Origin of the sequence: Streptomyces sp. NPDC001922, assembly GCF_042891165.1 — a bacterium.
Classification (GTDB): domain Bacteria; phylum Actinomycetota; class Actinomycetes; order Streptomycetales; family Streptomycetaceae; genus Streptomyces.
In genome coordinates this window covers 378,241-390,425 of the sequence record NZ_JBIASV010000001.1, presented here as the reverse complement: position 1 = coordinate 390,425, position 12,185 = coordinate 378,241, and the positions used below count along the sequence as shown (strand labels likewise).

The 12,185-nt window shown below is 71.7% G+C and carries 8 protein-coding genes and 2 tRNA genes; 5 read left to right on the top strand and 5 right to left on the bottom strand.

Going from position 1 to position 12,185, the window contains the following annotated elements:
- Positions 1-200: 200 nt before the first annotated feature.
- The gene (gene tnpA, locus ACFYYR_RS01690) at positions 201-647 is read right to left on the bottom strand and encodes an IS200/IS605 family transposase (protein ID WP_388845672.1); all 447 of its coding nucleotides are present in this window, start codon (positions 645-647) and stop codon (positions 201-203) included.
- On the opposite strand from tnpA, the gene ACFYYR_RS01685 reads away from it, so the two are divergent.
- The 3 genes from ACFYYR_RS01685 (at position 646) to ACFYYR_RS01675 (ending at position 4,366) form a co-directional block, all read left to right on the top strand.
- Positions 646-1,890 carry an RNA-guided endonuclease InsQ/TnpB family protein gene (locus ACFYYR_RS01685; RefSeq protein WP_388845669.1) on the top strand — a complete coding sequence of 415 codons (1,245 nt, stop codon included), beginning with the start codon at positions 646-648 and terminating at the stop codon, positions 1,888-1,890. The two genes, tnpA and ACFYYR_RS01685, sit on opposite strands and share 2 nt — an antisense overlap.
- Positions 1,832-2,362 carry a serine hydrolase domain-containing protein gene (locus ACFYYR_RS01680; RefSeq protein WP_388845666.1) on the top strand — a complete coding sequence of 177 codons (531 nt, stop codon included), beginning with the start codon at positions 1,832-1,834 and terminating at the stop codon, positions 2,360-2,362. Before ACFYYR_RS01685 ends, ACFYYR_RS01680 begins: the two co-directional genes overlap by 59 nt.
- Before the next feature lie 303 nt (positions 2,363-2,665).
- Positions 2,666-4,366 carry a S28 family serine protease gene (locus ACFYYR_RS01675; RefSeq protein ID WP_388845663.1) on the top strand — a complete coding sequence of 567 codons (1,701 nt, stop codon included), beginning with the start codon at positions 2,666-2,668 and terminating at the stop codon, positions 4,364-4,366.
- 160 nt (positions 4,367-4,526) lie between these two features.
- Here the strand turns inward: ACFYYR_RS01675 and ACFYYR_RS01670 are convergent, their stop codons facing one another.
- The 4 genes from ACFYYR_RS01670 to ACFYYR_RS01655 all read right to left on the bottom strand — a co-directional run bounded on the left by ACFYYR_RS01670 (position 4,527) and on the right by ACFYYR_RS01655 (position 11,145).
- Positions 4,527-6,389 (bottom strand): ABC transporter ATP-binding protein, encoded by a 1,863-nt coding sequence (locus ACFYYR_RS01670; protein WP_388845660.1) that lies wholly within the window; start codon positions 6,387-6,389, stop codon positions 4,527-4,529.
- Positions 6,386-8,119, bottom strand: a complete 1,734-nt coding sequence (locus ACFYYR_RS01665) for an ABC transporter ATP-binding protein (RefSeq protein WP_388845657.1) — start codon at positions 8,117-8,119, stop codon at positions 6,386-6,388. Before ACFYYR_RS01665 ends, ACFYYR_RS01670 begins: the two co-directional genes overlap by 4 nt.
- 738 nt (positions 8,120-8,857) lie before the next feature.
- Positions 8,858-10,315: an FGGY family carbohydrate kinase gene (locus ACFYYR_RS01660; protein ID WP_388845654.1), complete on the bottom strand. Its 1,458-nt coding sequence runs from the start codon at positions 10,313-10,315 to the stop codon at positions 8,858-8,860.
- Positions 10,316-10,845: 530 nt separating this feature from the next.
- Positions 10,846-11,145 (bottom strand): YtxH domain-containing protein, encoded by a 300-nt coding sequence (locus tag ACFYYR_RS01655; RefSeq protein WP_388845651.1) that lies wholly within the window; start codon positions 11,143-11,145, stop codon positions 10,846-10,848.
- 159 nt (positions 11,146-11,304) lie between these two features.
- Here ACFYYR_RS01655 and ACFYYR_RS01650 point away from each other — a divergent pair.
- Both ACFYYR_RS01650 and ACFYYR_RS01645 read left to right on the top strand, forming a co-directional pair.
- Positions 11,305-11,377: transfer RNA gene (locus ACFYYR_RS01650), tRNA-Asn, on the top strand.
- 177 nt (positions 11,378-11,554) lie between these two features.
- Positions 11,555-11,628, top strand: a tRNA-Ile gene (locus tag ACFYYR_RS01645).
- Positions 11,629-12,185: the final 557 nt, after the last annotated feature.

Below are 12,185 nucleotides of genomic sequence, written 5' to 3'. Positions count from 1 at the left end.
GGGGCGAACCTAGCGTTCAGCCATGGTTTCGACTCTGCGAAGGTACCTCGCCATGGCCGTCGGTGTCGCTGCGCTGCTCGCCACCGCCGTCGCCCAGCCTGCCGATCCGTCCCCCGAGGAGCGGTTACCGGGGCTCTTGCAGAAAGCCCCGGCGTTCACGCCGGGGATGAATGCATCTCAAGGCTGCTCTGACGTGCAGGTCAGAGCGGGCGTTGTTGCTGCTCGATGTGCTGGCGGATGGTGGCCAGTGGTGCTCCGCCGCAGGATGCGGCGAAGTATGAGGGTGACCACAGGTGCCCGTGCGTGATGGCGGGGTGGATCCGGTCGGTGAATTCTTGGCGGATCCGGCGGGCGGAGACGCCTTTGAGGCTGTTGACCAGTTTGGAGACGGGGACCTTGGGCGGGTAGTTGATCAGGAGGTGGACGTGGTCGCGTTCGCCGTTGAACTCCTTCAGCTCCGCCTCGAAGTCCTCACACACCTTGCGCATGATCTCTTCGCAGCGCGTCAGCATCTCATCGTCGAACACTCCATGCCGGTATTTGGTCACAAAGACCAAGTGAACGTGCATCGCCGAAACCACATGCCTGCCACGCCTGTAGTCATTCTCCTGATTCACGAGACCAAGTCGTAGTAGCGTCGCGGTCATGCAGCTCCGCTACAACTTCCGGGCCTACCCGGACGCCTCTCAGTGCCGCGCTTTGGCGAAGGCGTTCGGGTGCGCGCGTGTGGTGTGGAACGACTGTCTGCGTGACCGGAAGGAGGCGCAGGCGGCGGGGCTGCCATATGTGACGTCGGGCGAGTTGTCCCGGCGTCGCATCACCCAGGCCAAACGCACCGAGGAGCGTGCCTGGCTTGGCGAGGTGTCGGCGGTCGTCCTGCAACAGTCCCTGCGCGACCTTGACACGGCGTACCGGAACTTCTTCGATTCGGTCAAGGGCAAGCGGCGGGGCCGGAGGGTCGGGCCGCCGCGGTACAAGTCGAAGAAGGACACCCGGCAGTCGATCCGTCTCAACACCAACGCCTTCTCCCTCCAGAGCGACGGCACGGTGTACGTGGCCAAGGTCGGCAATCTCAAGGTCAGGTGGTCGCGGCGGCTTCCTGCCGCGCCCACCTCTCTGACCGTCACCCTGGACAGCTCGGGGCGGTACTTCCTCAGCTTCGTCGTGGACACCGAACCGGACATCCTTCCCGAGGCGGGGACCGACACCGGTATCGACCTCGGCTTGTCCGCGTTCGCTGTCCTGTCCGACGGGACGAAGATCGGCAGTCCGCGTTTCCTGCGTCGGGCGGAGAAGAAGCTCAGGCGGCTTCAGCGGGAGCTGTCCCGTAAGGCCAGGGGGTCGAGGAACCGGGCCAAGGCGCGGATCAGGGTCGCACGCCAGCATGCGCGGGTTGCGGACCGGCGCCGGGACTTCCACCACAAGGCGTCCACACAGATCATCCGCGACAACCAAGCGGTGTATGTGGAAGACCTCGCGGTGTCCGGTCTCGGGCGCAGCCGGCTGGCCAAGTCCGTGCACGACGCGGGATGGGCTGCCTTCGTCGGCATGCTGGAATACAAGGCCGCCAAGCACGGCCGCACCTTCACCAAGGTGGACCGTGCTTTCCCGTCCTCCCAGCTCTGCTCAACGTGCGGATTCCGGGACGGCCCCAAGCCCCTGCACGTCCGGGAGTGGACGTGCGGCCGGTGTGGCGCCGTGCACGAGCGTGACCACAACGCAGCATGCAACGTCCTGGCCGAAGGACGCCGTATCGTCGCCGCCGGGCGGGTGGAGACGTCAAACGCCTGTGGAGCGCGGGTAAGACGGGTACCTGTGCCCGCACAGCGCGGTGAAGCAGGAAGCCCCCGGAAGGGTCAACCGACCCAGGCCGGAATCCCTGGACTTTAGGCCAGGGAGCACGTCAAGCCAGGACACCGAGGCGATCCACGCCCTCGGTGTCAGCGGTGTGCAGGCCCGCGTGATCGCGCCCGACCGCCGGCACCCGGTCGCCACCAGCGGCACCGCCGACCTGAACACCGGCCGCCCGGTCCCTTCCAACGGCTACTTCCGCATGGCCAGCACATCCAAGACGCTGGTCGCCACCGTGGTCCTCCAACTGGAGGCCGAGGGCAGGCTGTCCCTGGACGACACGGTCGCCCACCGGCTGCCGGGAGTGGTGCAGGGCAACGGCAACGACGGCAGCCGGATCACCGTCCGCCGGCTGCTCCAGCACACCAGCGGCATCCACGACGACCTGCCCGGATACACCACGCCGGAGGAGTACTACCAGCAGCGCCACGACGTCCACCGGCCCGAGCGGCTGGTTGCCCGCGCCATGGCCCACGCTCCGAGGCCCGCGGCGACACCCTGGAGCACATAAAGGACCAGGAGAACGCGGCCAGCGCCCTGATCGACCACGCGCTGTGCGCCGGGGCCCCAACACCCCGTGAGCACAGCCCCTCGTGAGCCCAGCACCCCCGTGAGCACAGCACCTCGTGAGCACAGCACCTCGTGAGCAGAGGCGTCGTCACCCGGCAGTGGGCCCGGCCACCCGCGCGGTCAGGCCACGGCCTGGTTCGGGTGGTGTGCGCAGCGCACTCTCCCCCGCGTGGGGGAGGGCGTTCCGCTTCCCGGGGGATCCGGCCCCCCGGTAGCGACGGTTTGGCTGGATCCCATGAAGAACATGAGGAACACGCGGCACGGCAGCCGCACCACCGGCCCCGGCACACCACCCCGCGCCACCGAGCACCAGCCGCCCCGCCGGACATCACCGGGCCAGGACGTCGCGGACCACCACGCCTCTCAACGCCACCCGCCCGCACTCCGCCACGTCCCGCCCGCACTCCGCCACGCCGCGGCCGGGCGGCACGGCACCGCCCGGGACCTCCTGGCAGAGGATCCGGCGACGGGGACGCCCCGGTTCGCCGGGACTTCGCACCGCTCGGCACCGCGCCGGCGCCCGCACCTCCCCGTGCCGGCCCGACGGCTGCTCACCTTCTCCCTGCTGGCCGGGCTGCTCCTCTCCGGCACGGCCGGACCGGCCCAGGCCGGAACACCGTCCGCCCCGTCCAAGCCCCGGCCCACGGTCACCCCTGCCGAAGCGCCCCGGCCCGCCGCCAGCCCCACCGCCACACCAGCCGCCGCGCCCGCCCCCACCGACATCCGCAGCAGGATCGAAGCCCTCCCCGGCATGCGCGTGATCGCCGAGCGCCCGGCCGCGACCGGCCACCGCTTCTTCGAGCTCGGCTACCGGCAGCCCGTCGATCACCGGCACCCCGGGAAGGGCACCTTCGAGCAGCGGCTGACCCTGCTGCACAAGTCCCTCCGCCGCCCGACGGTGCTGTACACGACCGGCTACGAGGCCGGCTCCGACCCCGCCTTCCGCGCCGAGCCCACCCGGCTCGTGGACGGCAACCAGATCTCCACCGAGCACCGCTACTTCGGCACGTCCCGGCCCGACCGGCCCGACTGGTCGAAGCTGGACATCCGGCAGGCCGCCGACGACCACCACCGGATCATCCGCGCCCTCAAGACGCTCTACAGCGGCGCGTGGCTGACCACCGGGGGCAGCAAGGGCGGCATGGCCACCGTCTACCACCGGCGCTTCCACCCGCGCGACGTGGACGGCACCGTCGTGTACGGCGCGCCCAACAACACCGACGACCGGGACGACACCGCGTACGACCGGTTCCTGGGACGGGTCGGGACCCCCGCCTGCCGTTCCGCCCTGCGGGCCGTGCAGCGCGAGGCGCTGGTGCGCCGCGAGGAGATGGCCGGCCGCTACGCCCAGTGGGCCCGGCAGGAGGGGCAGACCTTCCGCACGCTCGGCAGTGCGGACAGGGCGTACGAACTGGCCGTCCTGCGCCTGCCGTTGATGTTCTGGATGTACAGCGGGGCCGACGGTTGCGCGTCGGTGCCCGCGCCCACCGCCACCACCGACGAGCTGTACCGGTGGGTCGACGGCGTCTCCCGCTTCCCGGTCTACACCGACCGCAGCCTCGCGTCCGTCCTCCCGTACTTCCACCAGCTGGGCACCCAGCTCGGCTACGCCCAGTTCGACACCTCGCACCTGGCCGGCCTGCTGCGCCACCCCGGGATCCAGCAGGTGCGCAGTTACGTGCCGCGGGACATCCCGCTGCGCTTCCAGCCGGACGCCATGCCCGACATCGACCGGTGGGTACGGCGCCACGGCCGGGAACTGCTCTTCGTGTACGGCGAGAACGACACCGCGCGGGCGGAACCGTTCCGCCTGGGCAGCGGCAGCCGGGACAGTGCCGTCCGGCTGGCCCCCGGCGCCAACCACCGTGCGCGGATCGCCGACCTCGCCCCCGCGGACGCCGCCGACGCCACCGCGACGGTGCGCCGCTGGGCCGGGCAGCACTGACACCCCGCCGAACGGGGCACCCCGGACCCGGAACGCGGCCGGGCGGCCCACCGGACACGGACACACCACCCGTGCCGGCGGGCCGCCTGGCCCCTCCGTACCTCCAGCCCCTCCGTACCCCCGCAGCCCCGTACCCCCGCAGCCCCGTGCTCCCGGCCGGTCAGTCGATCTCCGCCACGGCCTGCGCGAACTGCGCCGTGTACAGCCGCGCGTACGCCCTGTCGGCGGCCAGCAGCCGCTCGTGCGTGCCCTGCTCGACGATCGAGCCGTTCTCCATCACCAGGATCACGTCGGCGTCGCGGATCGTGGACAGCCGGTGGGCGATGACGAAGCTGGTCCGGCCGTGGCTGAGCGTCGCCATCGCCTTCTGGATCAGCACCTCGGTCCGGGTGTCGACCGAGCTCGTCGCCTCGTCCAGGACCAGGATCACCGGATCGGAGAGGAAGGCGCGGGCGATGGTGATGAGCTGCTTCTCACCCGCGCTCACCCCCGTCCCCTCGTCGTCGATCACCGTGTCGTAGCCGTCGGGCAGGGTACGGATGAAGCGGTCGGCGTGCGCGGCGCGGGCGGCACGCTCCACCTGCTCCCGGGTCGCCCCCCGCGCCCCGTACGCGATGTTCTCCGCGATCGTGCCGCCGAACAGCCAGGTGTCCTGGAGGACCATGCCGACCGCGGACCGCAGCTCCTCCCGCGACATCCGGGCCGCGTCCACCCCGTCCAGGGTGATCCGGCCGCCGCTCACCTCGTAGAACCGCATCAGCAGATTCACCAGGGTGGTCTTCCCCGCGCCCGTCGGCCCGACGATCGCCACCGTCTGGCCGGGCTCCACGGCCAGCGACAGGTCCTCGATGAGCGGCTTCTCCGGCTCGTAGCGGAAGGACACCTGCTCCAGCGTGACCCGCCCGCGCAGCTCGGCGGGGCGCTCCGGGGCCACCGGGTCCGGGTCCTGCTCGGCCGCGTCCAGCAGCTCGAAGACCCGCTCGGCGGACGCCACCCCGGACTGCACCAGGTTCGACATGCTGGCGACCTGGGTCAGCGGCTGGCTGAACTGCCGCGAGTACTGGATGAACGCCTGCACGTCCCCGATCGACAGCGCGCCGGACGCCACCCGCAGCCCGCCGACCACCGCCACCAGCACATAGTTGAGGTTGCCGATGAACATCATCGCGGGCTGGATGATCCCGCTGATGAACTGGGCCCGGAAGCCCGACCGGTACAGCGCCTCGTTCTGCTCCCGGAACGCCTCGGCGGACTCGGCCTGCCGTCCGAAGACCGTCACCACGGCATGCCCGGTGTACATCTCCTCGATGTGCGCGTTCAGCTTGCCCGTGGTCTTCCACTGGGCGACGAACTGCGGCTGCGCCCGCTTGCCGACGGCCGTCGCGACGAACACCGACACCGGCACGGTGATCAGTGCCACCAGGGCCAGCAGCGGGGAGATCCAGAACATCATCGCCAGCACACCGACGATCGTGAGCAGCGAGTTCACGATCTGGCCCATGGTCTGCTGGAGGGTCTGCGCGATGTTGTCGATGTCGTTGGTGGCCCGGCTCAGCACCTCGCCGCGCGGCTGCCGGTCGAAGTACGACAGCGGCAGCCGGGACAGCTTCGCCTCGATGTCCTCGCGCAGCCGGAAGACCGTGCGGTTGATGGCGCCGATGGCCAGCCGGCTCTGGACGACGCCGAAGAGCCCGGACGCGGCGTACACGCCGAGCGCCCACAGCAGCACCCCCGCCACGGCGCCGAAGTCCACGCCCCGGTGCGGCGGCAGGACGGCGCCGTCGACCACCAGGTCGGTCGCGTCGCCGAGGATCTTCGGCCCGAGCACGGACAGCGCCACGCTCGCCACGCCCATGGCCAGCACCCCGTACAGCCGGGCCCGGTCCGGCCGCAGCCGGCGCAGCAGCCGCTTGCCCGAACCGGCGAAGTCCATGGACCGCTCGGCCGGCTGGCCGCCCATGAAGCGCGCCGGTCCCACGGCCGGGGAGGGACCGCGGCGCGGTGCCGGTGCCTGGGTGGTCATGCCGCCTCCTGCTCGGTGAGCTGGGAGAGCACGATCTCCCGGTAGGTGTCGTTGCCGGCCATCAGCTCCGGGTGGGTGCCGGTGCCGACGACCCGGCCCTCGTCGAGGACCACGATCCGGTCGGCGTCGCGGATGGTGCTCACCCGCTGCGCGACGATCACCACCGTCGCTCCGGACGTCTCCCGGGACAGCGCGGCCCGGAGCGCCGCGTCGGTGGCGTAGTCGAGCGCGGAGAACGAGTCGTCGAAGAGGTAGATCTCCGGGCGCCGCACCAGGACCCGCGCGATGGCGAGCCGCTGCCGCTGGCCGCCGGAGACATTGCTGCCGCCCTGGGCGACCGGCGCGTCCAGCCCGCCCTCCAGCCGCTCCACGAACTCCCTGGCCTGGGCGACCTCCAGGGCGTGCCACAGCTCGGCGTCGGTGGCGTCCGGCCGGCCGTAGCGCAGGTTGGACGCCACGGTCCCGGAGAACAGATACGGCTTCTGCGGGACCAGCCCGACGGTCTCCGCCAGCAGCGCCGGGGCGATCGACGCCACGTCCACCCCGTCGACCAGCACCGAGCCGCCCGTCGCGTCGAACAGCCGGGGCACCAGGCCGAGCAGCGTGCTCTTCCCGCTGCCCGTGGAGCCGATGACCGCGGTCGTCTCGCCCGGCCGCGCCACGAGATCCACCCCGCGCAGCACCTTCGCCTCGGCGCCCGGATAGCGGAAGTCCGCGCCGCGCAGCTCCAGATGCCCCCGCCGGCCGAGCGATGTCACGGGCTCGGCGGGCGGCACGACACTGGACTCCGTCGCCAGGACCTCCTGGATGCGCTCCGCGCAGACCTCGGCGCGCGGCACCATCATGAACATGAAGGTGGCCATCATCACGGCCATCAGGATCTGCATCAGATAGCTCAGGAACGCCGTCAGCGCCCCGATCTGCATGCTGCCGCTGTCGATCCGGTGCGCGCCGAACCACAGCACGGCCACCCCGGCGACGTTCACCACCGTCATCACCGTGGGGAACATCAGGGTCATCAGCCGCCCGGTGCGCACCGAGACGTCCGTCAGCTCGGTGTTGGCCCGGTCGAAGCGCTGCCGCTCGTGGTCGTCCCGGACGAAGGCGCGGATGACCCGGATGCCGGTGATCTGCTCCCGCAGCACCCGGTTCACGGTGTCGAGCCGGCCCTGCATGGTGCGGAACTGCGGGCCGAGCTTCCGCACGATCAGCCCGATCAGCACGGCCAGCACCGGGACGACGGCGAGCAGCAGCGAGGACAGCGGCACGTCCTGGCCCAGCGCCATGACGATCCCGCCGACGCACATGATCGGCGCCGTGACCATCAGCGTGAAGCTCATCAGCACCAGCATCTGGACCTGCTGGACGTCATTGGTGGTGCGGGTGATCAGCGACGGCGCCCCGAACCGGCCGACCTCACGGGCGGAGAAGCTCTGCACCCGGTCGAAGACGGAGGCCCGGATGTCCCGGCCGACCGCCATGGCGGTCCGCGCGCCGTAGAGGACCGCACCTATCGAACAGGCCACCTGGAGCAGCGAGACCGCGATCATCACGCCGCCGGTCTCCAGGATGTAGCCGGTGTCGCCGGTCACCACGCCGTGGTCGATGATGTCGGCGTTGAGCGCGGGCAGATAGAGCGCGGCGAGCGTCTGCACGAACTGGAGCAGCACCAGCAGCGCCACGGGTCGTCGGTACGGCCCCATATGGGGTCTGAGGAGTCGGATCAGCACAACGGGCTCTCTTCGGTCATGACGGTCTTCGGCGAGCGCACGGAGCCGGCCGGAACCGGCGGGCCTGGCGACACCTTGCGGCCTCAACAGCAGTTGAGGTCAAACGTTTTGTTACGGACGCAGGGACGGACGCAGGGACGTACAGCCGTAGGGACGTACCGGCCGTACGCCGCGGATGCGTCGGCGGGGTGCTACGGATGCATCGCCCGGGAGGCCCCGAACGTTTCGCCCCGGCCCGCGGCGGACGCCTGGGGCGGGCGCGCCGGCTGCCTGGGCGGGGCCTGTCGTTCGGTCGGTCCCGCTGCACCGACCGGTCCTGCTGCACGGCCGGTCGGCTGCACCGACCGGTCCCGGGCCGTCTGACGGACGCCCGGGGCGGGCGGAGTGACGCTTCAGCCGGACCCTACGGACGCATCGTCCCGGGTGGGGGGATGCCCCGGCCGGACGGCGGTGCACGCTTCGGGCCGGGGCCTGCGCGGGACGGGGTGCCGGGTGCCTGCGCGGGACGGTGCCGGGCGCCTGAGCCGGGCACGGCGGCCCACGGCCCCGCCGACCGGGACCGGAGCCGCCCCAGTGGGCCGCGCACGGGCCGTCCATGCGCCGTCCGAGGCCTCGCCGACGCCGGATCCGCCCGCCGGCACACCCGTCCGCACCGCGCGAGGTATGACCGGAAACCACCGCCCCGGGAAACGGGTGCCGGGACGTATCGCAGGCGGCCGGACGGCCGACGGCCACGCCCTAGAACACGTTCTGGAACGCCCCGGGGTGGGTCTGCTCCCGCACGGCGATGAACTGCTGCCGGACCGCCTGGCCCACCGCCAGCTCCTCGCCCGGATCGAAGACCTGCGCCGTCGCGCCCTGCCACAGCGGCGGCTGCTGCGGCGACAGATAGCCCTGCGCCACCCCCAGCGCCCATGCGGCCTGCCGGGCGGCGCCCAGCGCGGCGTAGTCGGCGGCCTGCGGCACGATCACCTGCGCGCCGAAGAGCGCCGGAGCCGCGGCCTGCACGGCGGGCAGCTCGGCGGCCGCACCCAGCAGGAACACCCGGTTCACCGCGACCCCGCGCCCGCGCAGCACGTCCAGCGCGTCGGCCAGCCCGCACAGCATGCCCTCGAACGCGGCCCGCGCCAGGTTCTCCGGCTTCATGGACTCCCGCCGCAGCCCGGCGAGGGTCCCCGCGGTGTGCGGCAGGTGCGGCGTCCGCTCGCCCTCCAGATAGGGCAGCAGCACCAGCCCGTGGGAGCCGGGCGTCGACTTCAGCGCCAGCGCCGACAGGCCCTCCAGATCCGTGCCCAGCAGCTCGGCGGCGCCGCGGAGGGTGCGCACGGCGTTGCTGGTGTGGACCACGGGCAGGTGCATGCCGGTCGCGTCGGCGAACGAGGTGATGGTGCCGGTGGAGTCCGCCAGCGCCTCGTGGTGCACGGCGAAGATCGAACCGGAGGCGCCGAGCGAGACCACCGCGTCCCCGAGGCCCACGCCCAGCCCGAACGACGCCGCCATCGTCTCGCCCGTACCGGCCGCGATCAGCAGGCCCTCCGGGGTGGTCCCGGCGGGCTCGGCGGGACCGAGGACATCGGGCAGCACGACCTGCTGCCCGAGGGCCAGCTCCACCAGGTCCGGGCGGTACGTACCGGTGGCCGCCGACCAGTAGCCGGTCGCGGAGGCGCTGCCCCGGTCCGTGGTCCGCCGCGGCGGCCGGCCGAGCAGCTGCCAGACCAGCCAGTCGTGCGGCTGGAGGACGCCCGCGGTGCGGGCCGCGGCCTCCGGCTCGTACCGCGCCATCCAGCGCAGCTTCGCCAGCGGCTGCGACGCCTGCGGAACGGAGCCCACGGCCTCGGCCCAGGCCGCCCGCCCGCCCAGCGCGTCGATGAGGTCGGCGGCCGAGGACTGGGCGCGCTTGTCGTTGCCGAGCAGCGCGGGCCGGACGAGTCCGCCCTCGACGTCCAGGGCCAGCATCCCCTGCTGCTGCGCGGACACCCCGATGGCCTGCACACCCTCCAGCACCCCGCTGCCGGCGGCCTCGCCGAGCGACACGAGCCAGGCCTGCGGGTCGATCTCGGTCCGCTTGCCGCCGGGGTCACCGTCACTCTCGGGATGCGGGGCATACCCCTGCCTGAGCACGGCACCGGTTTCGGTGTCGCAGACGACGATGCGTGTGTAGTCGGAAGAACTGTCCAACCCGGCGACTATCCCCATGTCGCTCGATGATGCCCTACCCCGGGCCCCGTGCCGTCATCCGGACCGCCCCGGGCGGCTGGAACCACTCGGTGCAGGCCAGGGCCGACGGCCCGCCCGCACCGGTACGCGGCCCGGCCGATCCCCCCGGCCCCCCGCGACCGGGCCCCGGACGTCTCCTCCCGCACCCCGGCCCCGACGCCCCGGATGTCCCGGAACGTCTCTCGGGGGCGATGCGGCGTTCGGTGAGGGCGAGGTCACTCGGGGGTCGGCGCGGGGTCCGGTGAGAGGGGCGTCGCTCAGGGCGGCGCGAAGTTCGGGGACCGGAGCGGCACCCGGGGAGCTCGGGCCGGCCCGCTTCCTCCGGCCCGCTTCCCCTGGCCCGCTTCCTCCGGCCCGTCCTCCGGTGCCTGCCTCCGGCGGGGGCGTCCAGGCGGGGGCTCGTCCGTCCGGCCGGGGCCTCCTCCGGAGGGGGCTCGTCCAGAGGGGCCGGGCCCGAGGCCCCGGACGGCCCGGCCCACCGAGCCGTCCGCGGCCTCGGGCTCTCGAGGTCAGGTGTTGCTGGTGCCCCAGTCGTCCTCCGCCGCCCCGCGCTGGTCCCGGAGGGAGCGGACCCGGTCCGCCACGGAGTCGGGCAGGCGGTGCCCGACCTTGGAGGAGACGGTGTCGACGGCCTTCGAAGCGGCGGACCGTCCGTTCTGGGCCGCGGACTCCGCGGCATTGCGGACCGCGGGGTTCTGGGCGACCCGCTGCGCGGTCTTCCGCAGCTGCTCGTACCGCTCCCGACCGGCCCGCGCGCCCAGCACGTAACCGACGGCAAGACCGGAGATGAACGTGAGCCGGTACAGCATGGCTTCCACCCTTCACTCGATGCGTACTGAGCGCATGCCCCGCCTCGTGGGTGCCGATGCGGTTACCGATTTCAAAGCACCCCCTGGCATGCGCTAATGTATTGCTCGCAGCGAGGGAACGCCCCCGGGAAACCGGTCAGGCGGGTCCGAGCAGAGCAGTCCCCTGTAGCTCAATTGGCAGAGCAGCCGGCTGTTAACCGGCAGGTTACTGGTTCGAGTCCAGTCGGGGGAGCTCATGATGAAGGCCCCGGTCGCGGGGCCTTTTTTCATGGCGTCGCGAACCCGGGAACCGCCGGGAGCGTGATCGATGTCCTCCATGCGAGGCACTGTGGCCCACACGGGCGGCAGATCCTATGAGCAGCTATGCTGCGGCAGACGGCGCGCACAGTTGTGCGCGGCGCGCCGTTACGGGGCGGTAGCTCAGCCGGTTAGAGCAGCGGACTCATAATCCGTCGGTCGTGGGTTCGAGTCCCACCCGCCCCACACCAGCAGAAACGACGTGACCTGCGGAAACGTCGTTTTCACGCTAGCACCGGTCGGGCGTTCGCCACGTAATCGCCACACCGGGGCCCCGTAGGCTCCCTCGCATGGCCCTCCATCAAGACCTACGAGCGCCAGTCCGGTGACTGCGGCCACACCGTGGTGTGGCGGGCCGGAGGCTCCCGAACCGGGGGATGGCAGAGCGAGCTCTTCGACGACCTGGACGCGGCGAAACCTTCCGCGACCTGGTCAACGGTCACGGACAGCAATGGCCGCCTGGGTGGGTCAAGGGGGAAGGCTTCGTCCAACCGGACGAGCGCCCCATGCCGGACTCGGAGAAGTCCCCGCTTACGCTCATGCCTACGTGGGGCTGCTGACCGACATCTCCGACCACACTCGAACCAACTACACGAAGTTCATCAACCACATGACTCCGTGGTTCGGAGAACTGTCGGTCTCCGATCGCGGGACCAGGCTCACCCGCGATCACGTCAGTCACGTACTTCTGCGAGCCCACCCGCCTGCACGGAGAGAACGTGATGGACCGGTACTACGGCCGG

Coding starts and splice junctions, on each gene's coding strand:
- ACFYYR_RS01685 (WP_388845669.1), top strand. CDS start 646: ATGCAGCTCCGCTACAACTTCCGGGCCTACCCGGACGCCTCTCAGTGC.
- ACFYYR_RS01655 (WP_388845651.1), bottom strand. CDS start 11,145: ATGCTGTACCGGCTCACGTTCATCTCCGGTCTTGCCGTCGGTTACGTG.
- ACFYYR_RS01660 (WP_388845654.1), bottom strand. CDS start 10,315: ATGGGGATAGTCGCCGGGTTGGACAGTTCTTCCGACTACACACGCATC.
- ACFYYR_RS01670 (WP_388845660.1), bottom strand. CDS start 6,389: ATGACCACCCAGGCACCGGCACCGCGCCGCGGTCCCTCCCCGGCCGTG.
- ACFYYR_RS01675 (WP_388845663.1), top strand. CDS start 2,666: ATGAGGAACACGCGGCACGGCAGCCGCACCACCGGCCCCGGCACACCA.
- tnpA (WP_388845672.1), bottom strand. CDS start 647: ATGACCGCGACGCTACTACGACTTGGTCTCGTGAATCAGGAGAATGAC.